19 protein-coding genes and 1 tRNA gene are annotated in these 26883 nt (G+C 34.1%); 10 read left to right on the top strand and 10 right to left on the bottom strand.

Going from position 1 to position 26883, the window contains the following annotated elements:
* Positions 1-2 precede the first annotated feature (2 nt).
* Positions 3-2669 carry a PAS domain S-box protein gene (locus AAC084_RS12825; protein ID WP_339840605.1) on the bottom strand — a complete coding sequence of 889 codons (2667 nt, stop codon included), beginning with the start codon at positions 2667-2669 and terminating at the stop codon, positions 3-5.
* A 492-nt stretch (positions 2670-3161) separates the two neighbouring features.
* On the opposite strand from AAC084_RS12825, the gene AAC084_RS12820 reads away from it, so the two are divergent.
* From AAC084_RS12820 to AAC084_RS12805, 4 genes are read left to right on the top strand one after another with little or no spacing between them, the layout of a single operon-like run.
* Positions 3162-6005, top strand: a complete 2844-nt coding sequence (locus AAC084_RS12820; protein WP_339840604.1) for a carboxypeptidase-like regulatory domain-containing protein — start codon at positions 3162-3164, stop codon at positions 6003-6005.
* A 24-nt stretch (positions 6006-6029) separates the two neighbouring features.
* Positions 6030-7331: a DUF4249 family protein gene (locus AAC084_RS12815; RefSeq protein ID WP_339840603.1), complete on the top strand. Its 1302-nt coding sequence runs from the start codon at positions 6030-6032 to the stop codon at positions 7329-7331.
* Between the two features lie 11 nt (positions 7332-7342).
* Positions 7343-8644 carry a DUF4249 domain-containing protein gene (locus AAC084_RS12810; RefSeq protein ID WP_339840602.1) on the top strand — a complete coding sequence of 434 codons (1302 nt, stop codon included), beginning with the start codon at positions 7343-7345 and terminating at the stop codon, positions 8642-8644.
* A gap of 10 nt (positions 8645-8654) precedes the next feature.
* Positions 8655-10433 carry a hypothetical protein gene (locus AAC084_RS12805; RefSeq protein ID WP_339840601.1) on the top strand — a complete coding sequence of 593 codons (1779 nt, stop codon included), beginning with the start codon at positions 8655-8657 and terminating at the stop codon, positions 10431-10433.
* A 597-nt stretch (positions 10434-11030) separates the two neighbouring features.
* On the opposite strand, the gene AAC084_RS12800 is transcribed toward AAC084_RS12805, so the two are convergent.
* Together AAC084_RS12800 and rseP are read right to left on the bottom strand one after the other, a co-directional pair.
* A tRNA-Asn gene (locus AAC084_RS12800) sits at positions 11031-11104 on the bottom strand.
* Between the two features lie 81 nt (positions 11105-11185).
* Positions 11186-12535, bottom strand: coding sequence for an RIP metalloprotease RseP (gene rseP, locus AAC084_RS12795; protein ID WP_339840600.1), 1350 nt, complete (start codon positions 12533-12535; stop codon positions 11186-11188).
* 163 nt (positions 12536-12698) lie between these two features.
* Between rseP and AAC084_RS12790 the strand changes: the two genes are divergently transcribed.
* From AAC084_RS12790 to AAC084_RS12775, 4 genes are all read left to right on the top strand, one after another.
* Entirely contained in the window at positions 12699-13373 is a 675-nt protein-coding gene (locus AAC084_RS12790; RefSeq protein WP_339840599.1) for an SCO family protein, read from the top strand.
* A 113-nt stretch (positions 13374-13486) separates the two neighbouring features.
* The gene (locus AAC084_RS12785; RefSeq protein ID WP_079512474.1) at positions 13487-13732 is read left to right on the top strand and encodes a FeoA family protein; all 246 of its coding nucleotides are present in this window, start codon (positions 13487-13489) and stop codon (positions 13730-13732) included.
* Positions 13729-15927, top strand: coding sequence for a ferrous iron transport protein B (gene feoB / locus AAC084_RS12780; RefSeq protein ID WP_339840598.1), 2199 nt, complete (start codon positions 13729-13731; stop codon positions 15925-15927). The genes AAC084_RS12785 and feoB overlap by 4 nt, the downstream gene beginning before the upstream one ends.
* Before the next feature lie 288 nt (positions 15928-16215).
* Entirely contained in the window at positions 16216-17754 is a 1539-nt protein-coding gene (locus AAC084_RS12775) for a carboxypeptidase-like regulatory domain-containing protein (protein WP_339840597.1), read from the top strand.
* 2 nt (positions 17755-17756) lie between these two features.
* Here the strand turns inward: AAC084_RS12775 and AAC084_RS12770 are convergent, their stop codons facing one another.
* The 5 genes from AAC084_RS12770 to AAC084_RS12750 form a co-directional block, all read right to left on the bottom strand.
* The gene (locus AAC084_RS12770) at positions 17757-18143 is read right to left on the bottom strand and encodes a DUF423 domain-containing protein (protein WP_339840596.1); all 387 of its coding nucleotides are present in this window, start codon (positions 18141-18143) and stop codon (positions 17757-17759) included.
* Positions 18144-18608: 465 nt separating this feature from the next.
* On the bottom strand, positions 18609-19031 hold the full coding sequence (locus tag AAC084_RS12765; protein ID WP_339840595.1) for a DUF2141 domain-containing protein: 423 nt from the start codon (positions 19029-19031) through the stop codon (positions 18609-18611).
* Positions 19032-19122: 91 nt separating this feature from the next.
* Entirely contained in the window at positions 19123-19563 is a 441-nt protein-coding gene (locus tag AAC084_RS12760) for a hypothetical protein (protein WP_339840594.1), read from the bottom strand.
* 121 nt (positions 19564-19684) lie between these two features.
* Positions 19685-20506: a ZIP family metal transporter gene (locus tag AAC084_RS12755; RefSeq protein WP_339840593.1), complete on the bottom strand. Its 822-nt coding sequence runs from the start codon at positions 20504-20506 to the stop codon at positions 19685-19687.
* Positions 20507-20533: 27 nt separating this feature from the next.
* Positions 20534-21196 carry a metal-dependent transcriptional regulator gene (locus AAC084_RS12750; RefSeq protein ID WP_339840592.1) on the bottom strand — a complete coding sequence of 221 codons (663 nt, stop codon included), beginning with the start codon at positions 21194-21196 and terminating at the stop codon, positions 20534-20536.
* Between the two features lie 77 nt (positions 21197-21273).
* Here AAC084_RS12750 and AAC084_RS12745 point away from each other — a divergent pair, with 77 nt between their 5' ends.
* Positions 21274-23550 (top strand): TonB-dependent receptor, encoded by a 2277-nt coding sequence (locus AAC084_RS12745; RefSeq protein ID WP_339840591.1) that lies wholly within the window; start codon positions 21274-21276, stop codon positions 23548-23550.
* Positions 23551-23624: 74 nt separating this feature from the next.
* Positions 23625-24767 (top strand): lycopene cyclase family protein, encoded by a 1143-nt coding sequence (locus AAC084_RS12740; RefSeq protein WP_339840590.1) that lies wholly within the window; start codon positions 23625-23627, stop codon positions 24765-24767.
* Here the strand turns inward: AAC084_RS12740 and AAC084_RS12735 are convergent.
* Positions 24764-25738: a polyprenyl synthetase family protein gene (locus AAC084_RS12735; RefSeq protein WP_339840589.1), complete on the bottom strand. Its 975-nt coding sequence runs from the start codon at positions 25736-25738 to the stop codon at positions 24764-24766. The genes AAC084_RS12740 and AAC084_RS12735 overlap by 4 nt on opposite strands.
* A 124-nt stretch (positions 25739-25862) precedes the next feature.
* The gene (locus AAC084_RS12730; protein WP_339840588.1) at positions 25863-26879 is read right to left on the bottom strand and encodes a GntR family transcriptional regulator; all 1017 of its coding nucleotides are present in this window, start codon (positions 26877-26879) and stop codon (positions 25863-25865) included.
* Positions 26880-26883: the final 4 nt, after the last annotated feature.

Here is a 26883-nt window from a genome sequence, read left to right as displayed (position 1 = left end):
AATTAATTAAAATTAATAGTAAATGTTGTACCAACATTTACTTTACTAGATGCTGAAATAGCACCACCCATTGCTTCAATTTGTGTTTTTGTCAAAAATAAGCCTACACCCTTTGCATCTGGATGCCTGTGAAAAACTTTATTTAATCCAAATAACTTATGCCCATGTTTTTCTAAATCAATACCAAGGCCGTTATCCTTGAATTTAAGAACAATTTTTCCATTCACAACTTCAGTGGTTATAAAAATTTCGGGCACTCGTGCCTCAGATTTATATTTTATAGCATTTCCAATCAAATTGAGGAAAATACTTTCCAAATATATCCTATTGTAACGAATTTTAGAAATCTCAGAAAAATCACTCTGAATTTTCGCTCCAGACTTCAGTATTGACCCACTCAATATTTCATTAGTATTTTTTAAAACATAATTGAAATCAATATCTTCTAACTCTTCATTAGAATCGCTAATTTTTGTTTTTAAGGCCTCAATTAAAGTGTTAAGCGTTAAAGTGAGGTGATCAATTACAGTGTCGAATTTGTTGAAAATATCTTTACGCTCAGTTTCATTTTCTGAAAGTTTATATATTTCCATTAAAGAATTAAGGTTGGCCACAGGTGCTCTTAAATTGTGTGACGTTATATGGGTGAAATCTGCTAGTTGTTTATTTTGACTGGATAATTTTTGCGCTACTAGTTCTAAATTCTCTTTTGCCTCAATAAGTTTTTGCTCGGCTAGTTTTTGTTTTGTAATATCCCGTATAGCTGCGGAAACCAACAACCCTTCTTCTGTGTGAAGCGGACTCAAACTTATTTGAATGGGTATTTCTTCTCCATTTTTCTTTAGTCCAAACAATTCTTTACCCTCTCCCATTTCTCTGGTATTTGGGGTACTGAAAAAGTTTTTGCGATGTGTGGTATGTTTCGGAGTATATCTTGATGGAATTAGGATTTCTACAGATTTATTAAATAATTCTTCGGGTGTATAGCCAAATAATTTTTCAGCTTGTTTATTAATCAGTTGTATTTTCCCTTTATCATTCACAATAACTATGGCATCGGGGGCAGACTCTAAAAGTCCTTTAAACTTACGTTCCGCCATTTTAATTTCTGTCACATCTTGGCACGTACCGATCATTTCTATAATCTCACCATCTTCGTTGGTTAAAACTTTGCCTAATAGTTGAATCGTTTTTAATTTACCTGAATTTGTTATAATTCGATGAGTAAAACTATCAAGATTTTTATCTTTTTCTATTTTATTAAAATATTGGGTAACAATTTCTTTGTCTTCTGGATGAACAAAACTAAAATATGTGTCAAACTTCAGGTCAACAATTTCTTTGTCAAGCTCGAAAACTTTATACAGATTTTGTGACCATTTTACTTTATCGGCAACAGTGTCCCATTGCCAATTCCCCATCATTGTAATCTGTTCAGCAAAATTTAAAAGCTGATTTTTTTTCAGTAGTTCATTCTCGACATTTTTTATTTTCGAAATATTGGTCGATACTACTACAAAACCTTCGACTATGCCAGTATTGTTTTTAATTGATGAGAGGGTAGATAAAACAGGAATTGTTGAACCATCTTTTCGGCGATGGGTCCATTCTCGGGTATCGTTTAAATCTTGTTCGGATAAATCTACATAATGATCAAAAGTGGCGGGATCTTTGTCATATAACTTCGCCATATCATGTTTAAACTTCACCATTTCTTCTTCAAGAAGATATATTGCAGGTTTTTCTATCCCAACCACATCGGCAGCAGAGTAGCCCAATAAAACCTCAGCACCATGATTAAAACGCTTAATAACACCATTCTTATCGGTCGTTATGATAGATATAGATTCTGTATTGAATATCGCTTGCAATTCAGAATGGGCTTTATTTAATTGTTGCTCCGCAAGTTTTTCTTTATTAATATCTTGAATTATCCCAAAAAGCCTAGTTCGTTTTTTGTCCACGTATTCTGCCCTCCCAACTACCCTAGTCCAACAAGCATTGCCTTTGGCAGTTATAATTTGTAATTCTAAATTAAAATGAGTGCCGTCTACCTCGGCACTTTCAATCGCACTTACCAATTTTTCTCGACTTTCGCCATCTTTGTAAAAGCCAATACCACTATCTAAATTCGGTGTAAAATCTTCAGAAACCTCGTGTATCTCACGAACTATTCTACTCCAATAAACCTCGTTGGTTATAAGATTCAGTTCCCAAGTTCCTATTCGTGCAATTTCATTTGTTTTTTCAAGTATCTCATCAATTCGGGCTTTTTCTAGCTCTTTTTCCTTTTGACGTGTAACATCACCTGTATGCATCAAAATTCCACCAATTTTGTTCTCTGATATGAACCAAGGGCGAACATCCCAATAAATCCATTGTATAGAACCATCTGCGCGTTGAAATCTCGTTTCTTCGCAAATATCAGTAGCACCATTGAGACACCTTTTGTGCATAGCTTTCCAATCATCGCCAATTTCTGGAAAGATATCGTAATGGGAACGGCCTATAATTTCTTTCCCTTCCAGGCCATAATCCTTTATCCATGATTGAGATGCTGCTATGTAACACATGTTATTATCGACCATGGCCATTGCTGTAGATGCCTGTTCAATAAAAACTTTCTGATAGCTTTCTTGTGACTTCGAATTGTATTTGGATTCGCTCAATTATTTAAGTTTTATAAGAAAATTTTCTTAAGATAGTAATAATTCACTGATAATTGGTGAGCGTATTGTATTATGAATTTTCCATTCAAAAATAAAACTGAACACTTATTAAAGACATTTTCGTAATGTCTATTGTGGTGTTCGGTTTATGAATTACTTCATCAAAATAATCTTACCAGAATTCCTGCAGATGATGTTGGTTTTCGTGTATTTTTTCTTTTCCAGCTTTTGATATTTGTAAATTTCTGATATATAACAACCATTTAGACCTTTACTAAAAGGGGAAGACTTCGAAATTATAAGAAAAGTTCTGCGTGACCTCCTTTTATTCTTTACCGATAGTATATATCAACTATAATTAGATGAGTAATTATTTTTAATAAATAATACCTTTTAATCTCAATAAACCCAAGTTATCGTAACCATTAATGAAAAAATCTCATTTTACAGTTTTTAACTTTTCCCTATCTTGTAAGTATCTAATAATCATCCATGTCATTAAAACCAAGTAATAATTGTTTTTCAACACCTCTTATTACCCATAGTTCCTTTTTAAAAAAATCTTATTGGAAAAGCATCCAATTAATTACACTATTAATCTTAGTTTCAAATGTGAATGGCCAAGAAACTGAATCTGTCTCTGGCAACTATTCAAATATGCCATTAAAACAAGTGATTTTGGACATTGAATCTCAAATCAATCATCGCTTTTATTTTTTGGAGTCTTGGATTATTAATGATGCTGTCACTACAGTATTCGATAACGAAAAATTAACAAATGCCTTAGACTTTATCTTCAACGAAACCTCTTTGAATTATTATATTCTTGAGGATAAAAAACGAATTATTCTTTTAGAAAACTCCATTATTTACGATGAACTACCTAACAATTTTTTTGGTCGTGAAGAATCCATTTCTGAAACAAATACTGTCGTAAGAAAATCAAATGCCCCACCCCCTACATTTTACACCAATTCGAGCCAAACAAAAAAAGAATACGAGGTTGCAAAAGTGGGTAAAAGTGACCCAAACAACCTACAAGAAACTTATCAATTAAGTGGCAAGGCATTCAATTCTAAAACCGGAGGTTTCATTCAAGATTTGGCTATACGTGTTAAAGGCACCAATCAAATAACGGTAACTGATGCCACAGGAAATTACAGTTTAGAATTACCCGCAGGCTATAATGTATTAAGCATAAGAGCAATGGGTATTGAATCTTCTGAACGTGACGTTATCATGTTCAATAATGGAAACTTAGATTTACTCTTAGAAGAAGGACTTCAGCAATTAGAGGAAGTTGTTGTTGAAGCAGATGCTTTTAAGAACGTAGAGGAAACCATAACAGGCAGTGAACAGATAGATTCTGAAGATTCAAAAAATATCCCATTAGTACTAGGTGAGCGAGATATTCTTCAAGTTGCTAAAGCATTACCCGGAATTTCCTCTGCCGGTGAAGGTGCAATGGGCTTAAATGTTCGTGGCGGTAAAACAGACCAAAATCTTGTTCTATTAGACGATGCCGTTATTTACAATCCTCAACACTTTTTTGGAATCTTTCAAGCTTTAAATCCGTTTACAACGAAAGGAGTTGATATTTATAAAGGCGCAATACCGATGGAGTTTGGTGGGCGACTTTCTTCTGTTTTTGATATCAGGTCAAAAAATGGAAATGTTGAAAAAGTATCCGGTGAAGGTTCTATAGGTCCTGTTACTGCAAATTTGGCATTGGAAATTCCGTTAGAAAAAGAAAAATCCTCACTTATTGTTGGTGGTAGAGGAGCGTATGCAGATTGGATTTTAAGATCTTTAGATGACGAAGCTTTAAGCAATAGTAATGCTTCCTTTTTTGATGGTATTCTAAAGTATCACAATAAAATAAATGAGAAAAATGAGGTAAAAGCCACAGCTTATTATAGTAGAGACGCCTTTAGCATTACTTCTGATTCTTTGTACAATTATGATAACCGTCTTTTCTCCGTTCGTTGGGATCACAGAATAAGCGACAAAACTAATAGTGCCTTAATAATAGATAATAGTAACTACGGCTTTGGAATTGATTTTGACGGAGAAACAAATACAGATTTCAAACTAGATTACAGTATTAATGAAACAGAATTGAAATACAAGCTTCGCACCTCATTAAACGATAAGAATACCATAGATTATGGCGGATCTGCCAAATACTATTCAGTTAACCCGGGAAGCATTGAACCTGACGGAGGAGAGTCTGATATTAATGCGTTGTTCATTGACAAAGAACAAGCGGTAGAGGGAGCTCTTTTTATTGGTGATAAAATTACCTTTAATGAAAAACTATCAGTTAATCTAGGGATACGTTATGCATTTTTTGCTGCATTGGGCAAATCTTCACAAAGAACTTATGAGGATGGTATGCCAAAAAATGAATCTACCGTACAAGATACGATATCATATTCTAGTGGCGAAAATATAAAAACCTATGGCGGACCAGAAGTCAGATTATCTACCAGGTATTTATTTACTCCAGATTTCTCGGTTAAGGCAAGTCTAAGTAATTCTTATCAGTTTTTGCATACCCTTTCAAATAATACTACAGTTTCCCCTATTGATACATGGAAACTTTCAGATTTAAATATTGAAGCACAACAAGGCTACCAAGCTTCTTTAGGATTTTATAAAAATTTTAAAGAAAACGAATACGAAGTCAGTATAGAAGGGTATTACAAGAAAATGGAAAATGTACTTGATTTTAAAACTGGGGCTAATTTATTTTTAAATGAAAATGTAGAAACACAAATATTACAAGGCGATGGTAAAGCATATGGAGTAGAATTTTTTCTGAAGAAGAAAAGCGGACAGTTAAATGGATGGTTAAGTTACACTTACTCTAGGTCCTTATATCGTTTTGATAGTGAATTCAGCGAGGAGCGTATTAATAACGGAGAATTTTTTCCTTCCAATTTTGATAAGCCACATGATGTGAGTGTTATTACAAATTACCGTTTTACAAAGCGATACAGCTTTTCGGCAAATTTCGTTTACCAAACCGGTAGACCCATCACCTACCCTGTAGGTACTTTTAGGTTCAATAATGCAGATTTTGTTGCTTTTAGTGATAGAAATGAATTTAGAATTCCAGATTTCTACAGATTAGACTTAGGTCTGAATATTGAAGGAAATCATAAGAAAAAGAAATTGGCTCACAGTTTTGTAACCATATCGGTTTATAATGTTTTAGGAAGAAACAATCCATATTCAGTATTTTTTGTCACTGATGACGGTGAGGTAAAAGCCTTACAAAGTTCCATTTTTTCAATTCCTATACCATCCATTACTTATAATTTTAAATTTTAGCAGTACCTGAAAAAATCATTATTAATGAAAAAGTTATTCTTGTTCATCATTTGTATTTCTACATTAACTTCTTGTATTGAGGAGGTCGATTTAGGTATAATAGCTGATGAACAAGTCTTAAATATTTTAATAGTGGAAGCCACTTTGACCGATGAGATGAAAAATCATAGCGTGACCTTAAGTAGAATGGATACACTGGTAGACTTAGAAATAGACTCTATATATAATCCGTTTACACCTATACGTGATATTAATAGAGACCTAGTCAGGTATGAATCTAACGCTACCGTATCTATTTCTACCGATAATGGCACAAGCTATACATTTAGTGAAGCTAGTCCCGGCATCTATGAATCCGAAATTGAATTTGCTGCCGAAATGGGAAACTCATACCAATTAAATATAGTAACATCTGACGGCAAATCATATACTTCTAAAGCTATGCAAGTTGAAGGTATAGCTAATGTTTCTAATATTTATGCCGAAAAAACAACAAGTAAATCTGGTGCAGAAGGTATTGGTATCTTCATTGATAACACTGTAGAGGCAGGTAGCGTGCAAAATTTGCGGTATACCTATGACGAGACCTATAAAATTATTGCTCCAAATTGGTCGCCACAAGACTTTAAACTAACCAACTACGAACCCTGTGCCCTACCAGTAGTAACTTATGATCTAGAGATTATAGATAGAGAAGAAGAGCAGCAAGTTTGTTATGGCAACAATTTGTCCAATACAATTATTCAGACAGAACAAGGTAATTTAGGCGACAATCTCAAACAATTTATGGTACGTTTTCTTGACAAAGAGAATTTTGTCATTAGCTATAGGTATAGTATTGAGGTTTCGCAATTAGTCTCTAACCCAGTTTCATATAGTTTTTATAATCAATTGAATAATTTTAGTCAGACCGGAAGCATCTTTTCACAAATTCAACCAGGATTTTTGGAAGGCAATCTTTCTTCGGATGATGGTAATCAAGGAACTATAATCGGTTTTTTTGATGTGGTTTCCGTTTCCAAGAACAGGTTGTTTTTTAATTATACTGATTTTTATCCAGAAGAAGAGTTACCGCCATATCCTTTTAATTGTGTTTTGCAATCTGCCCCAGAATCACACCGTTCTTTTTGTGCTACCGGTCCAGGAGGAGGTGGAGGCTGTCCTCTATCCGTTATCCAAAGTGTGAATTTAAATTTGATAAGTTATGTAGGGCGAAATGATAATGAAATTGGAAGTTGCCCAGGGCCACATGTCTTTGTAACAAGAGTTTGTGGAGATTGTACGACTTTAGGAAGTAACATAAAACCTGATTTTTGGGTAGATTAATTAAAAAGAACATGTTTAAAAATATATTTTCACATAGCGCCAAATTGATTTTATTAGTTTCCATAATTTTTAGTGCTTGTGTGGAGGAAATTGAGATTGACACCTTAAATCAAAATGATTCTTCAACTTCTTTAGTAGTTGAAGCTGTGCTTACAAATGAATCTATTACTCAAAAAGTCTATTTAAGCAGAAGTGCAAATCGTTTAGATTTAGAAACCGATACCATTTACAATCCGTTTATTCCATTAGGCAGTAGACCTTTTGATTCCGTTGATTGGGAAATTGGTGCATCCGTTATTTTACTTAGCGAAAACGGTGAAGAATATATATTCACAGAAGCTGAAGATGGCATTTATCTTTCCAACTCTCCGTTCGCTTTACAAATGGGTGTCAACTATACCTTGAACATCAGCAGAAATAATGGACAAGAGTATATATCTGATGCTATATCTATTCAAGGAACCTCTAGGGTCACCAATGTATATGCGGAAAAAGCTGAAAATGATAGCGGAGAAGAAGGTATTGCCATCTATGTAGATAGTGAGCCATTAGAAGGTAATGCCGAGTATTTCAAATATACTTATGCCGAAACGTATAAAATTGTAGCACCTTTTTGGCAGAATTTTGAGTTTGAACTAACAAATTATGACGGCATTGATGATGTTGTCGATTATGATTTAGAGGTTGTAGAAAAAGAAATAGAAGACCGTATTTGCTATAATACCGTTTCCTCTAATACTATTGATGTTTTCAGTACAGCTGGGATTTCTGAAGGGAATGTTACTAAACATAAAGTACGTTTTATTACAAAAGACAATTTCATTATCGCCCAACGCTATAGCATATTGGTACAACAACAAGTACAGTCTGCAGATGCTAATTCTTTTTATAAAATCCTTCAATCTTTTTCCCAATCTGACAATGTATTTTCTCAAATTCAACCAGGAGCTATCTATGCCAATGTACACCGCAAGGACGGAGCCTTTGAAAATGTATATGGCCAAGTAGAAGCTGTGGGTGTTGCCAATCAGCGCATCTTTTTAAATTACGAAGATTTTTTCCCAGAAGAAATACCTCCTTTTGCGTTCAATTGTGGTTTTGAAACTGCAAAATTATATAACCTTCCATTGGATCGATGCCCCCAAGGATTGCTTGAAAGAATAGACAAAGCCACCGTAAGTTATTATTCTGATTACAATGAAGGCTTAGTCCCAGACGCAAGTTGCCCCGGCCCTTATATCTTTGTTCCCAGAATATGCGGAGACTGCACCTTATTAGGAAGTAATATAGTTCCAGATTTTTGGGTGGAATAATAAAAGTATTATGAAAAAAAGACAAATACTTACCGTAATTCTAATGATCTTAACCAGTTTGGGTCATGCACAGTATGTAATTAAAGATGGTTCTGACATTTTGAATCTAAAAAAGGTACCTCAAGAGAAAGCGTACGTAGACCATAACGGCCCATTAGTGCTTTCTGGGGAGTATTTATATTATTCTATACATTGTTTTAATGCGCAGACCAACAACCCTACCAACGTTAGTAAAATTGGTTACGTGGCACTCGTTAACGAATCTAAGAAATTCATTTTTGAACATAAAGTGAAACTTGAAAAAGGACAAGGTTATGGAGATTTCTTTGTTTCTACAGAAATTCCGTCAGGCAGGTACAAGTTGTTAGGGTATACCCAATGGATGAAAAACTCGGGCTTATCTCAAGTCTTTAAAGATGACATCGTAATCATTAATCCCTATTTAGCAGATCAATCACCCCTTTTAAAACAAGGCAAAACTATTAGCTCAACCATTAAACCAACAAATCAAATAGGTTCAGATTCAGCAACAATCTCTATTCGAACGAATAAATCTTTATATCGCCCTAGAGAAAAAGTGAACTTAAATGTGAAGAATTTTAAAGGAACTTTAGGTCATGGCTCTTATACTATAAAAGTGAAAAGAAAAGAAGAAATTGATTTTCCGTCAGCTATGAATTCCGTTACGTATGGTAATGCGTATTTCAATGCCGATAAAGAAATCAAACAAACTATAGGTGATAGTATTTTTCTACCGGAACAACGAGGCGAGCTGTTTTATGGAAACGTAAAGAACAGCAAGACTGGTATTCCCACAGAAAACCTACCTATAGTAATTTCAATTCCAGGGCAAGAATTTCTTCTTAAATTCTCAAAAACTGACCAAAACGGAAATTTTTACTCATACATACGTAAAGACCGCAAAAACCCACTGGCCGTAATTCAAATTGAAAATCAAGACGATTCATACATCATAGAAAAAGGAGTTTCAAAAAATATTGATTTAGCCGATTTGACATTTTCAGATTTTATACTCTCAAAAGATCAAGAAGAATATATTAAAAACAGAAGTGTTTTAAACCAAATCGAAAATCAATTTTTTGGCTCAAAACCAGATTCAATATTACAGAGCAACCCTATTGATGTATTTAATGGTGGCATTCCAGAAGTTATCATTTTAGATGACTATACCCGTTTCCCTACCCTTGAAGAGTCTTTAGTAGAAGTGGTGAAATTTGCGGGATTTAGGAAAGGAAATACAGGTAATGCTTATATAAGAATTGGCCAAGATTTTAAATCATATAATGAGGAATACAACGACTTTCCTGCTGTAGTATTAATTGATGGTGTATTCATACCTAACCATGAAAGTATTAAAACATATGATTCACGTAATATTGAAAAAATAAGTTTGACCAGAGATCAATTTCGTTTAGGCCAAAAAGAGTATCAAGGTATTATTTCGATAGAAACATTCGATAAGGATTACTTGGATAACTACACTTCTGAAAATAGTTTAGTAGTACCGTTTGAGCAACCTGTACTTAAAAAAAATTACTTCATACAAACCTATCCAGTCGATGATAATCCTTACTCTAGAATACCAGATTACAGAAGAATGCTATATTGGAATCCGCAATTAACTATTCAAGATAGTACCTGCGATTTCGAATTTTACACTTCAGATTTAGAAGGAACCTATGAAATTATTTTAAATGGATTTACTACTTACGGTAAGCCTTTAAGGGTAACCAAAGAATTTAAAGTGGGGGTGCTAGAACTGAATTAATGAGATTTAGAAAACTCTTCTCCATAGCTTCTTCTAAGGTAGAGATACTGCGAACGATAGAAACTACATAATCCAGCTTAAATCTCTTCCATCGTTCTATAGAAATACTGACCGATTCACACAAGGCTGCTACAGGTATGTTATTTAAGATTGCTGCGGCTATACTCCATCAAAAAATTACTTTCGATACCTTTATTAATGCTATTTGCTTCTTCACATTCTAATTATCAGGACTCACAAATAAGCTAATTGAAAACGGTTTAATTTCGGAATTGAAAGTAAGTTTAAAAGGAAGAGCGCATAGTCCCCACTTGTTCATTTCAGCTTTGATAATGAAAAACGAGTAGATAATTTGTTTGGATTCAGAACTAATTGATTTTAGAATTAAAAAATTGGTATACAATTCTGATTTTAAAAGCGGGACACTTAGAAATAATTAGGTACACCTAATGGGACACCTAGAATCTTTGAAACAACTTGACAAGTTGCCTTTTACCTGAAAGTTGTGGTTTTAATCCAAATCACTGCGAAGTACTGCATCTATTGACTTAAAACAAAAAATCCAACCTAAATAAATAGATTGGATTTCGCTTTTTGCTCCCCCTCTTGGGCTCGAACCAAGGACCCTCTGATTAACAGTCAGATGCTCTAACCAACTGAGCTAAGGAGGAAAATAACCCGTTTTAGTTTCCTAAAGCGGGTGCAAATATAGTAGTTTTTTGAAACTCGCCAAATAAATAAATGCTGTTTTTTTATTTAAATAGCCATTTGTAAACATCGTTACCGTTTGCGAACAGTAAAAGGGCTATTAAAATAAAGAATCCGGTGATTTGAGCGTACTCTAAAAATTTATCACTTGGCTTTCTACCGGTAACCATTTCATATAGCAAAAACATCACATGTCCGCCATCTAAAGCAGGTATTGGCAGAATATTCATAAACGCTAGAATAATAGATATAAAGGCTGTTGTTGCCCAAAAGGCCGGCCAGTTCCATGTATCTGGAAACATACCGCCTATAGCGGCAAAACCACCTACTTCTTTATAAGCACCTGTATCGGGGTTGAAAATTTTCTTCATACCCTTGATGTAATCCGTTAGGGTTTTAACCCCTTTATTCCATCCGGCAGGTATAGACTCTACAAAGGTATAGTCAGTTGTTTTTATTTTCAAATATCCTTGTTCTTCAGCATCTGTTGTTGTTAGGCCTATCATAAGGCCCAATTTTGCTTCTTCAGATATCTTAGCTTTTAATGGTACTTCTGTTCCTTTACGATTTACAATGACATCAACAGTTGTTCCTTTTTTAGATTCAAGAATTGGAAATACTTGATCTTGGTAAGTAACTTGAGTTCCTGAAATACTAGTAAGCAAATCACCAGGCTCAAAACCAGAAGCTACATTTTGTGACTCTGCTGGTATTTGACTAATTACGAAAGGTAATCTTGGTTTAATAAATTGAGCTTGATCTCTATTTTCTGATATCGTTTCAATAAAATCTACAGGCACTTCCTTTTCAATTTTATTTCCTTCCCTTTCAATAGTGAATTTTTCGCCATATACTAGTTCATACGGTATCATTTGTATGTTTTCTACTTCCTTACCATCAATAGTGACAAACTGATCTCCGGTTTGAATGCCTAGCGCATCACCTAGATTAGTATCGGTAACCCAAACACCATCCTTTAGCCCATCATTAGAAATATATTGTTCACCATACGAATATGCCAAGCCAATAAAAATGACAACAGCCAAAATGAAATTAACGGTTACACCGCCTAGCATTATAATTAATCGCTGCCAAGTTGGTTTGCTTCTAAACTCCCATTCTTTGGGTTCTTCGGCCATAGCTTCTTTATCCATGCTCTCATCGATCATACCCGATATTTTCACATATCCGCCTAATGGTAACCAGCCGATTCCGTACTCAGTCCCCCCTATTTTCTTTTTGAAAAGAGCAAACTTTACATCAAAGAATAAATAGAATTTCTCAACCCTTGTCTTAAAAAGTTTTGCGGGTATAAAATGACCTAACTCATGTAAAACGATAAGTAGCGATAGGCTTAAAAAAAATTGAATTGTCTTTATTATTATTGGGCTCATTCTTTTTTCCTGAAAATTAAAATCGGACAAAAGTACATTTTTACAGCCGCTTAAAAAAAGAAACCATTAAAGGTCAGCGTATTTTAAGAATAATTTATCAGCTAAAGAAGCCATTTCACTTGAAATCTACCCCACCCTAACGTACCTTTACAAAAAAATAATTATGCGGTCTTTCTTCGCTAAATTCAAGTTTTTTGGTTTGGTACTCTTATTAATTTCAGGAGTTATCGTGTATCTTTTTTACAATGCCTTGGTACCTAAAAAATTACTTCCCGTTTATTCGCCCGCTATGGTAAATGCTGAATTGGTGCCTGAAGAAATTCAACATATTAGAAAGTACCATACCATTGCCGATTTTTCATTGACCAACCAAAATGGAGAAACAATAACACAAGAAGATTACAAGGATAAAATTTATATCGCCGATTTCTTTTTTACCACATGCCCCACCATTTGCCCAATTATGACAAAAAATATGGCAGGTTTACAGCTAGAAATTAGTGATGATGACGATGTGTTACTCATATCTCATTCCGTAACGCCTGAAATAGATTCCGTCGCTCAGTTGAAAAAATATGCTATTGAAAAAGGTGTTGATGATAGTAAATGGAATTTAGTTACCGGTGATAAAAAACAAATTTATGACCTTGCCCGTAAATCATATTTAGCGGTTAAGACCGATGGCGATGGTGGGCCTTTCGACATGATACACACCGAAAATTTCATTCTAGTCGATAAACATAAACGCATCCGTGGATTTTATGACGGCACCAAGAAAGAAGACATGACTCAGCTTTTGGCCGACCTAGAAATACTAAGGGCATCCTACAAGGAATAAATTAAATCCATCCTATTCTAAGGCGTAGATAGTCACTTTTTTAAGAGGATATTACTTCCTAATTAAAATATTTCCTTTACTTTTGCCTTACTTATAATGAATCTAAATAAAGATTGGAAACTACCGTTGCAGACTTAAGGAGAGGCCAAAAGGGGATTATTAAAGAATTCACTGAAGATTTTTTGCCTATAAAATTACTTGAACTAGGTTGTTTGCCTGGTAATTTAGTTGAACTGGTACAGGTAGCACCATTAAAGGATCCTATTTATATTAATGTTAATGGATCTCATATTGCCATTAGAAGAGAAATGGCCCTTCATATAGCTCTTGAAATCATTGAAGACAATGCGGTCGTATGAGTAAACAAATCAATGTCGCCCTTATAGGGAATCCTAATACCGGTAAAACATCAGTTTTCAATCAACTTACCGGGCTCAACCAAAAAGTTGGTAATTATCCTGGTATAACTGTTGAGAAAAAAGAAGGTATATGCAAACTCCCAAGAGGGGTCAAGGCACATATTTTAGATTTACCAGGCACTTATAGCCTCAACACTACTTCATTAGACGAAAGTGTTGCTGTAGAACTTCTTCTCAATAAAAATGACAAAGACCATCCAGATGTTGCCGTTGTCGTTTCTGACGTAGAAAATCTAAAGAGAAACCTTCTCCTTTTTACTCAAATTAAAGATTTAAAAATACCTGCCATATTAGTAATCAATATGGCCGACCGTATGCCTCGAAAGGGTATTACGATTGATATTGATTTATTAGAAAAGAAACTGAATTCTAAAATTGCTTTGGTAAGTACCCGAAAAGAAACAGGTATTGACAAGCTAAAAGAGTTAATTGCAGATTACAAAAATCTTTCAAAGGCCCAAAATGTAGATACTTCTGTAATCGCTCCAGAATACTTTAAGCAACTTAGAGCGGCATTTCCAAAAGAAGATGTGTACAAACTATGGTTGGTCATCACACAAGATGTCAACTTCATGCCTTTAGAAAAAAAGTTATTTAAAGATGCTTCCTCTTTTGCCACCAAATCAAAATCTGAACTTAAGCGACTACAACAAAAAGAGACTATTTTAAGGTACCAGTTTATTAATGGAATTTTAAAAGAGACCTATAAGGTTGATGTAAATGCCGCCAAAGGCTTTAGAGCAACTTTAGACAAAGTATTAACCCATAAAGTATTTGGATACGTCATATTCTTATTAATTCTATTGACCATTTTCCAAGCCATTTATGGATGGAGTGAATACCCAATGGATTTGATTGACGGTTTTTTTGCTTCTGCCACAGAATGGGTAAAAGATACACTACCGCCAGGCGTGTTTACCGATCTTATCGCTGAAGGTATTTTAGCAGGTATTGGTGGTATCGTAATATTCATTCCACAGATAGCTTTCTTATTCCTCTTTATCTCATTACTTGAAGAAACAGGATATATGAGTAGGGTGGTTTTTTTAATGGATAGAATAATGCGCCCTTTTGGTTTAAGTGGTAAAAGTGTTGTGCCTTTAATTTCTGGTACTGCCTGCGCTATACCAGCGGTAATGGCCACGAGAACTATCGAAAACTGGAAAGAAAGGCTTATTACCATACTGGTTGTCCCTTTTACTACGTGTTCTGCTAGACTACCTGTTTATTTGATTATCATAGCATTGGTCATTCCTGAAGGCAGCCTACTAGGTTTAAGTTACAAAGCGCTGACACTAATGCTATTGTATTTATTAGGTTTTGGAGCTTCAATTTTTTCCGCGCTTATTTTAAATAAGATATTAAATATCAAGAGTAAATCGTTTTTTGTAGTTGAAATGCCTAATTACAAATTACCATTACTTAAAAATGTTGGTTATACGGTTCTTGAGAAAACTAAAAGCTTTGTTTTTGGGGCCGGTAAAATAATTCTTGCCATTTCAATTATTCTTTGGTTTTTAGGCTCAAACGGATTTTCAGATGAATTTAAGAATGCAGAAACTATTGTAACCAACAGAGTAAAAGAGCAAGGGTTTAACACCTTTAGTGAAGTTTATATAGAAAACAAGCAGAACGGACTTAAGACCGACATAGAAGAAGGTGTAGAAACTGCCGAGATGCAAATTAAAGAACTGGAAGAACGGGCATTAAGTCAAGAAATTTCAAGTTATAAATTAGAACACTCCTATATGGGATATATGGGAAAAGCAATAGAACCTATTGTTCGACCACTTGGTTACGATTGGAAAATTGGTATTGCCGTTCTAACATCCTTTGCTGCCAGGGAAGTATTTGTAGGTACTTTGGCCACTATTTATAGTGTTGGAAACGATGAAGTAGAAACCATTAAATACAGAATGGCTGCAGAAGTCGACCCTAGAACAAATAAGCCTCTTTTCAATTTGGCTTCTGGCATATCCCTACTCCTATTTTACGCTTTCGCTATGCAATGCATGAGTACTTTGGCTGTAGTTAAAAGAGAGACAAATTCTTGGAAATGGCCCGCTGGGCAACTAGTTTTCATGAGTCTTTTTGCGTATATTGTTGCTTTAATCGCTTATCAATTATTAAAATAAAATGGACATTTTACAACACATATTAGTTTACATCACTTTAGCCATATCGGTAGGATATATTGCTACCAAGTTTTTTATTCCAAAATCTCTTTGGTCGGGTAAAAAGAGTAGCTCAAAAGCATGTGGGCAAAATGATTGTGGCTGCCATTAAATTTAATTATACTTTTCACACATTTATAAAAACTTCAAATTTTAGTTAAATAAGATTTAAAAGACTCATAACAGTTTCTAAAATTGTAACGTTTCTTACTTAGGTTCGTCTAGATTGCCTAAGAATAATCGAACCCCATGTATTTAAAAAAACTACTCTTCACTTTAATAACTGTTTTAGTCTTTAACATTTTTAATTCAAATGCTCAGAATTTAAGTGCATTTGTATTAGATAGTATTAGCAAGCAAGCCATACCCTACGCCACTGTTCAACTAAAGGAAAAGGGAGTTATCACCAATGAGGAAGGAAACTTTAATTTCATACTAAATGAAACCATAAAAGAATCTGATACCTTGATTATTTCTTCAATGGGATATGAGACTCTCTCTAAACCCATTTCTGAATTCACTACTAATAGAATATTTCTTATACCTAAAGCAATTGAACTTAAAGAAGTTATTGTTTCAAATAAGAATTACACTGCAGATGAAATAATGGATTTGGTAGAAGACAACTTAGAAAAGAATTATACTGATGACCTTACCAAAAAAAGACTATTTCATAGAGAATCTAGTTTTGACCGTTGGACGAAAAGTGACTTTAAGGTTAAAAAATCTTCCATTGACATATTAAACCAACAGTTCTTAGATAGCGTAATAGCTACAATACCTAAAAACAACAGCTATTACTCTGAAATAGTGGGCGACTTATATGGCAATTATACTAAAGAAACACAAAAACTTGACTTACTAAAAGCTTCAAAATTATTTGACAAAAGTAAAGATCTGGATGCCGAGAAATTAGAAGAAAAATTTAATGAAATCCTTAAGGACAACGTAAAACCAGGTTCATATTTTAAAATTAAATCAGGCCTTTTCGGAACTAAGGTAGATGCTGATGAAGTTAGCCAACTTTTTGAGGACGAGATTGACTCAACAGATGTGGCAGCGGTAAATAAAAAGCTCGAAGAAAAAAAGAAAAACAAGGAAGAGGAGCAAAAAAATTATGCCAATTGGAAAAAAGGAAATTTGAGTACTATTTTAAATGGTTTACCAACACAAGAAGATACAGACCTTAACTTTATTACCAAAACCAGAAAGTACGATTTTACATTACAAGAATTTACCTATCTAGGAAATGACGCAGTATATGTAATTTCATTTCAACCAAGCGGTTCTGCCGACTTTGAAGGCACTTTATATGTTAACTCTGATGATTTCGCCATACTTCAAGTCGATTACACAAATGTAAAGCCTGTTAAAAAATTCAATTTATTGGGCGTTTCAGCCAACCAGTATCTTTCAAAAGGAAAAATAATTTACAGCAAGGGTACTACTGGTTTTTACGGTTTACGCTACCTTGAATCTGAAAACGGCACTAGAATAGGATTAAGAAGGCCTTTAAAAATCATTGAAAAAAACAAAATTGTAAAAGGTAGAAACAAACAGAACGAGTTATCTGCCGATTTAGATTTCGTATTCATTAATGTAGTTAAAAATGAAATGATTGTTTTTGAGTCCGAAAACATCAGTCAAACTACTTTTGATACTTTTACAGAAAACAATGCCATATCTCCCACCTATATGCCGAAATATGATCCAGAATTCTGGAAAGGTTACGCAATAATGGAACCCAATTCAGCTATAAAGGAGTTTACCTCTGCTTCTTCTGAATAAACTTAAATCAAATTTTTGATAAAGTGATAAAGTAGCAATCCCCATCCTATCACCAAAAAAAGTCCGCCCAGTGGGGTTATTGGTCCAAGAATTTTTATCTTTTTTCCTTTGGATGCAGTAATACAAAGTCCGTAAATACTGAAAGAAAAAAGAAACGTTCCGATTAAAAGACAGAATATCATACTTTTCTCTAAAGAGCTTTCGAGATTGAGATTAAAGCTCAACATCAATATAAGTAAAGCATGGTACATTTGATACTTTACACCAGTTTCAAAACTACTCAATTGATCCGTGGTAAATGTCTTTTTAAGCAAATGGGCACCAAAGGCTCCAAAAACTACCGCTAACAAGCCTAATAATGCTCCAACCAACTGTGCTACTAATACCATACCGTTTTATTTCAAAGATACTATCAACGTCTTTTAAATTCATATATTGACTCATACATTATTTTAAAATATAAAAAATTCTATATCAGTTTTACTATTGGTAGTAATGGTTACTTTAGGTAGTTGTGGCACATCACAAAAATTAACTAAGAGCATAGTGCCTACATCTTTAAACGAAGAATAAAGGATATAAATAGAGCGAATGTATCTCTATGCCACGTATAACTCAAATGCGCGGCGTTGTACTTCATAACAATCTACCTGTCATCAACAAAACAGTTAATTCGTTTTCATCAGCTGGGAATCAAGAGCCATAATACGTTCTCAACAATCAAATTATTGTTAATTCTTTTCATTCTACAAACGAGGTTATTGAAAATTATAATTTTAACAGGTGCAAATGCTGTCAGCTATGGTTCTCAAGAATCGAACGGAATGATTAAAATACTAAGATACTGATGGAATTTACTGGAGATTAATTTTCATTTCCATATTAGAGTCAAATGTAAATACACACTCATCGAATTTTGGCGGACCGAACATTTTCATTTTACCTTTCGAAAATGCGATCTGCTCCTTAGGAATTCCTAGAATATTCGTATCAAGGTTTTTATTACCGTTAGCATCATGAAAAATTGCAATGGCATAGTCACCATCAGGCAAATCGGTAATATTAAAAGCAGTGTTCCCTTTTACGGCTTTCTCTGAGCCTGACTTATAAACCTTATCAAACTTTAAAAAAGAGCTTTCATTGGTATAAATAGCAAAGCATATATTACCCTTTTCAGAAGCTACGCCATCTATATTCAAACTAAGATTATGCTGAGCGCTAATTACATTTGAAACAAACACAAAAACGAAGAGTAAAAATAATTTCCTAAACACCATACCTCAAAAATTCAATTTTAAAAGTAATTCCAATTTTAATGCCATATTCTTTCTAGGTATTAAAAAAGCATTAAACTTTTTGCATGACTAATTAATTAGAAATGCTAACCGAATTTAATTTAGCCGTTAAATCATTAAAAAGTTCGACGGTTTCAACTGAATCCTTTAGATTGAAGAATAGATTCGCAGAATCTTTATACACCAATTTCACTTTTTGTTGACTAATATTATCTACAAATACATGAACTCTCTTATTGGTAAGAGAATCTTTGAACTCCCTAAAAATTCCTTTCTCCTTATCTAAAGCTGAAAAACCATTTAAGCGTACCATTGGTGGAATTCGTTCTACCAGAACTACACTATCTAATTCCGTATATGGAATTTCAACATTATAAAAACCCGATCTCAACTTTAGACTTTCGCTATCATTACCTACCCAGTTTTTAAAGTGCAGTATTAAAATTACAGCACAGAGAATTACAGTTAGTATTAACGTAACTGTCCAAACCCAATGATTCTTATTCAAGCGCATAAATTCATAAAAGTAAATGGTTATAACTCCCAATTGATTAAACGGTAAAAGTGGTATTAAATTACTGTTACCGTTAAAAACAGTTAGATGATTTATTTATCACAACCTTATTCTACATCGTCTAACCTAAACCAACATCTAAAGTCATCATAATAATAAAACCGCCTATAAAGCCCATTGTCGCAATATCGGTATACTTATCTTGTTGTGTTTCTGGTATTACTTCTTCAACTACAACAAAAATCATAGCACCAGCTGCAAAAGAAAGCGCATAAGGTAAAATAGGTTGAAAGGTCATTACCGCCCAAGCCCCTAATACAGCAGCAACCGGTTCTACTAGTGCAGAAGCTTGGCCATACATAAAACTTTTTGTTCGACTAAGTCCTTGTCGCCTCAGTGGCATGGCTACTGCAAAACCTTCTGGAAAATTTTGTAATCCAATGCCTAAAGCCAAAGCTACTGCACCACCAATTGTTGCACCATCAAAACCTGCTGCAACACCACCAAAGAGAACACCAACTGCTAAACCCTCGGGTATATTATGAAGGGTTATTGCTAAGGTCAATAATGTAGTTCTGTGCCATGGCGTTTTAACACCTTCCGCTTCACTTTCCTTGAAATTGATATGTAAATGAGGTAGTACTTTGTCCAAACCAAAAATAAAAGCGGCACCGAGCAGAAACCCTACCGCAGCAGGAATTACTTTTACAAACCCTTCTCCAGGACTCATTTCAATACCAGGTGCCAATAAGCTCCAAAAGCTGGCAGCAACCATGACGCCACCAGTAAAACCTAGCATGCCATCTAACAACGCACGGTTCATTCCTTTAAAAAGGAAAACTAATGCAGCACCAGCAGCCGTTAATCCCCAAGTAAACAATGTAGCATAAAACGCAGCCAAAACTGGATCTATAGATTCAAAATAATCAATTATTTGTTGCATAACATAAAATTGTAAATAGTTAAATTCTTATTCAGCGTCATTAATTTCTAAATATAAATTTGACGCAATCTGTTCGGAAATTCTAATGATTCCCAATCTTGTTGATATTGAAACTGAGCCATCAAACTCCTCCCTATCTAAAATTTTAAATGTATCACCCAAAGCAATTTTGTTCTTATCCAAAAACTTTAAGAATGCGGCCGATGAATCGTTTACACCCACACAAACCCCTTCACTCAAAATAGGTAACTCACTTATTAATTTTTTAACCGACTTTTTAAATGTCCCTTCTTTTGTTGGTATTGGATCACCATGCGGGTCAACTTTCGGAAACCCTAAATGTGCATCTAATCTATCAATAAGCGCATCGCTCTTTATATGCTCTAACTGCTCAGCCACCACATGAACTTCATCCCAAGAAAAATTAAGTTTATCTACTAAAAACACTTCCCAAAGACGATGTTTTCTAATTATAGAAAGCGCCACCAATCTTCCTTCTTCAGTCAATGATACGCCTTGATACTTTTTATAATGTACCAGGGACTTTTCAGACAATTTTTTCACCATGTCAGTAACTGACGAAGGTTTGGTCATCATTTGTTCGGCAATAGCATTAGTAGCCACCGATTTGTTATCGATTTGACTTAAATGATAAATCGCTTTAATGTAATCTTCTTCTGATAAGGTCATCTCAAATTAATATAAATACAAAAATACATTTTTATATGTAAAAACAATTTTTTAGTTTTGTCTAAATAATTTTTTAGATGATTAAAAATAAATTAATTCTTTTCATATCTTTAGTGTTAAATATCGGATACGCGCAAAATGTATCGGTTTCAGGAAAGGTATTAGCAGAAAAAGAGTCTGTTGCTTTTGTCAATATATATTTAAAAAATACCCAAGTTGGCACTTCTTCTAACGAAGATGGGTTGTTTGAATTAAAAAATATTCCGCCAGGGAATTACACATTAATAGCCTCAACAATTGGTTATTCGCCCTTTAGCAAGACCGTTATTATAAAAGAAGGTGAAAATCAGTTAATAAACATATCTCTAGTGCCTTCTATAGAATCTTTAGATGAAATGGTAGTAACTGGAACATTAAAACCTGTTAGCAGATTAGAAAGTCCGGTACCGGTTGAAGTGTATAAACCTACTTTTTTTAAAAAGAACCCAACAGCGAGCATTTTTGAAGCGCTACAAAACGTGAATGGTGTTAGGCCACAAGTAAATTGTAACGTTTGTAATACAGGAGATATACATATTAACGGATTAGAGGGGCCGTATACCCTAGTGTTAATTGACGGCATGCCTATTGTTAGTGGACTAGGTACAGTTTATGGGTTATCTGGCATACCTAATTCACTCATAGAACAAATTGAAATTGTTAAAGGTCCTGCTTCTACGCTCTACGGAAGTGAAGCCGTAGGTGGATTAATTAATATTATCACTAAAAACAACCTTACGGCACCAGTATTTTCAGCTGATAGTTTTGCTACGGATTGGGGGGAGTACAACCTTGATATTGGTACCAAAGTAACTATCAGAAAAAAAACCAGTTTACTTTTAGGTGTCAATTATTTCAAGTACGATAACCCAATCGATAATAATGGAGATAACTTTACAGACCTCACCTTACAAGATAGAATTTCAGTCTTTCAGAAATGGAACTTTGAAAGGAAAAAATCACGCATATTCACACTTGCTGGTCGCTTTTTTTATGAAGATCGCTGGGGAGGCGAAATGCAATGGACACCAGAATTTAGAGGTGGAGATGAAATCTATGGTGAAAGTATTTACACCCGTAGATGGGAAGTTTTAGGTAAGTACCAACTACCCTTTAAAGAACAATTGATGTTATCATTTTCATATAACGACCATAGTCAAAACTCTGTTTATGGTGACGTACCTTACCTAGCTGACCAGCGTATTGGTTTCACTCAACTAACTTGGGATAAAATTCTAAGCAAGCATAGTATATTGGCAGGTACTGCATTACGGTATAATTACTATGACGACAACACTCCGGCAACTTCAGATATTAATGGCAATAAACCTGACGAGGTAGTTATACCTAGTGTTTTTCTACAAGATGAGATAGCCTTCAACAAAAAGCATTCTTTATTATTAGGAGCTAGATATGACTATGATGACCGACATGGATCCATTTTTACACCTAGAGGTGCCTATCGATTTAAGTTTACCGATAATGACATTCTGCGATTAAATGCAGGCACTGGCTTTAGGGTCGTAAATTTATTTACGGAAGAACATGCTGCACTAACAGGTTCACGTGAAGTTGTAATTACCGAAGAACTAAAACCAGAGCGTTCTTTTAATGTGAATTTAAATTATCTCAAGAAAATATATAGTGGTAATGGCACTTTTGTAACATTAGATGCGTCGCTTTTTTACACAAATTTTCAAAATATCATAATACCAGATTATGACACTAATCCCAATCAAATTATTTATGATAACTTAAACGGAAAATCAGTTTCGAAAGGAGTTAGCGCAAATGTAGATATCGCTTTACCCAATAGCTTTAAGGTAATGTTCGGTGGCACTTTACAAGACGTCAGTAATACCGAAAATGGAATTACAAAAAGACAAATACTTACCGAAAGTTATTCAGCGAATTGGGGATTGAGCTATACGATAAGACCATGGCATTTGACCTTAGATTATACCGGTAATCTATATGGCCCCATGCGACTACCGACTTTAGGAGGTAGTGACCCCAGAAGAGATTTTTCACCCACATGGAGTATTCAAAATATTCAGTTTACCTATGGCGGAATGAAGAATTTTGAAATTTATGCAGGGATAAAGAATTTATTAAACTGGACACCCAACAATGGCAATCCATTTATAATTGCACGTGCGAACGACCCGTTCGATAAAGAAGTTACTTTTGACAATAATGGAAATGCAGTTGCCACAGCCAATAACCCAAACGCTTTAACCTTTGACCCTACTTATGTTTATGGACCCAATCAAGGTATAAGATCATTTCTTGGGTTACGATACACCTTAAATTAAGATAAAAAGACTAATGCTATTTTGTATTTTTGAGTTCTACGATTAGTCGCTTTTAATTGCATTCTTAAAAATCCATGAACAACTACGATTATATTATAATAGGTGCCGGGGCTTCTGGCTTATTACTTGCCGATGCCATGGGAAGGGATTCTTTTTTCGCACAAAAAAAGATTTTAATCTTAGATAAAAATTCTAAAAAAGCCAACGATCGTACATGGTGCTACTGGGAAAAAGGAAAAGGACAATTCGATACTATTGTTCATAAGGAATGGGATAACATCCTTTTTGAAGGTACTAAAATTTCAAAAAAAACTAAAATTGATCCCTACTCCTATAAAATGATAAGGGGAATCGATTTTTACGATCACTATTTAAATCGAATCGAAGGTTATGAGAACATTACTTTCAAACAAGAAGAGGTAGTAGATTTACTAGAAACAAGTACAGAGGTTACTGTGATGACTTTAAACAACAGCTATGTAGGCACGTTTATATTCACTAGTCTTTTTGATTATAAAATGACTACCCAGCAACAAAAATATCCTGTATTACAACAGCATTTTGTTGGCTGGGAAATAAAAACAGATAAGCCTGTATTTGATGCCTCTGAAGTCACCTACATGGATTTTTCAATTCCTCAAAAAGGGAACACTCGCTTTATGTATGTTTTACCATATTCAAATAAAACCGCACTAATAGAGTACACACTCTTTTCTGAAAAATTATTACCAAAAGAAGAGTATGAAGAGGCTATTAAAAAATATATTTGGGATAGGTATAAATGTGAATCATATGAAATTATTGATAAAGAAGCTGGTAGCATACCGATGACCGCTTATGATTTTAGAGAACATCATACAGAAAGAATTCGATATATAGGCACTGCAGGTGGATGGGCGAAACCGAGTACAGGATATACATTAATGAAAACAGCAAATAAAATACCTAAGCTGATCGATTACATTAAAAATGGAGAACCTTTAAAAAAATTAAAACTCAAGAATAAATTCTGGTATTATGACCTTCTATTTCTTGATGTATTGCATTTCGATAATGCAAATGGTTATAAAGTTTTTGAATCCTTATTTAAATCATTAAGTCCACAAATGGTGTTTAAATTTTTAGATGAGAAAACCAATTTACGAGAAGATATTATCTATATAAATGCCTGCCCAAAAACTCCTTTTATAAAAGCATTTTTTAAACGATTATTTTAAACCGTTCTATTCATTAAATTCTCTCCAAACTGCTGTAACAAATCTTTCTTATTTTTTTCTATATCCATTTCATTTAGCACCTCAAAAGCCTTCTTTGTGTAATCAGAAATTGCAACCCGTGTAGCTTCATCAGCTTTAGTTTTTTCAAAAATAGAACGAACCGCATTTACTTTTGTTTCAGATTCCTTAGGCTGTATCGAATATAAATGCTCAAGCTCTTTTGTCATCATTTCCGAACCGGAACTCAAAGCTTTTAGGTATAAGAAGGTTTTTTTATTTTCAATAATATCTCCCCCAACTTGTTTGCCAAAGGTTTCTGGATCTCCGAAAACATCTAAATAGTCATCTTGTAATTGAAAAGCTATCCCAAGATTTAATCCGAAAGCATATATATGTTCTTGAGAAGTTTCAGATGCCCCTGCTACAATAGCACCCATTTTCAAAGCTGCAGCGACTAAAACCGCAGTTTTAAATTCTATCATTTTCAGATACTCTGGTAACATCACATCATCGCGAGTCTCAAAATCGACATCATACTGTTGCCCTTCACAAACTTCTAAGGCAGTTTTACTAAATAATTTAGCTAAATCACGAAACACTATAGGGTCATAATTTTCAAAAAGCTGATAGGCCATAATTAACATAGCATCTCCTGATAGAATTCCGGTATTTATATCCCATTTTTCATGAACAGTTGTTTCCCCCCTGCGAACGGGAGCATCGTCCATAATATCATCATGTACCAATGAAAAGTTATGAAATACTTCTACTGCCAACGCAGCATCTAATGCTTTTTTATAATCAGTATTGAAAATTTCGGCTGTTAGCAGAACCAATACAGGCCTAAGTCTTTTGCCTCCTAATCCTAAAATATAGGTGATTGGCTCATATAGGTTTCTAGGTTCTTTAGTTAGCTTTTTAGAGTTTAAATAATTGATAAACTCTTCTCGATATTCATTTATAGAATGCATTCTAGCAATTTTAATCAAAAATAGAATAAATATGTTTTGTAATAAGCCCTTTTAATCATTGAAGCTTCGATTCTTAAACACATGGAGTTATAGAGGAGAAGAAAGCTATTATAAGATAATTGATTTAAAGAGAATTTCGTTTGATTAATTTTGAAGGCAAAATAACTTGAGTGATATCTTCATTTTTTAAATGCTTGGCTGCCATTTTAGCCATCTCTTTAAAATCAGTAGAAATCGTTGTAATTCCACCAAAAACAATCTCTTTGGCAATATTGTCGTTCTGAGAAAGGATTCCAATATCTTGTCCGATTTTATATTTTTTCCGAACACAATCTCTTAAAATATGCCACAAAATAGTATCTCCTAAAACAAAATAAAGAGTACCCTTATAGGCTGATCCAAATGGGTAATTGTTTTTTACCGTTCCATTAATATTATAATCTTTAAGAAATCTCTCGAATGCTATTCGAATTGCAATTGGTGAGTAATCACTTTCTTCATTAAAGTATAAAATAAGGTTTTTATACTTTTTTATTTCAGGGAGCAATTGCACAAGTGATGTATAAATGACTTCTTCAAATTCTTGAGAAATATAAGAGAATGATTCCCCTAGGTCTAAATACCTATCAACTAATAGTAATTTTTTAGGCTCAATACTTTGTAGTAATGGCACAATCTTTTGGTCTTGAATAGGAGCAATCACATACATGCCGTACTTACCCTTAATATTCGCAAGTATAGTTTCAAAAATGGTTAAATTATTATGATGGAAAAAAACATCGATTTGAAATCGTTTACCCAGCTCCTTCCTAAAAGTTTTGTGAAATTCTTCCTGATAACTTTGAAAAGCGAATAAAAGCAAGGCCATTCTTTTAGTGATATTCGTTTCTTGACTTATAACAAAATAGCCTTTTAGTTGCCTAGACTCAATTAAACCTCTGTTCTTAAGTTCTTCGTAAGCCTTAAAAATGGTTTTCCTTGCATAACCAATTTCTTCAACCATGTTATTAATTGAAGGTAATTGATCACCAATAGACAGTTCTCCATTTTCAATTGATTCTATAACTCCTTGCACCAATTGTTTGTGCTTTGAAAGGTTGTTGTTTTGAGTTAAACTTAAAATTCTTTTAACAATAGGCATAGAA

Origin of the sequence: uncultured Maribacter sp., from assembly GCF_963977385.1 — a bacterium.
Taxonomy (GTDB): Bacteria; Bacteroidota; Bacteroidia; order Flavobacteriales; family Flavobacteriaceae; genus Maribacter.
Note: the sequence above shows the minus strand (reverse complement) of the source record. Positions and strands in the feature narration are given on the sequence as shown.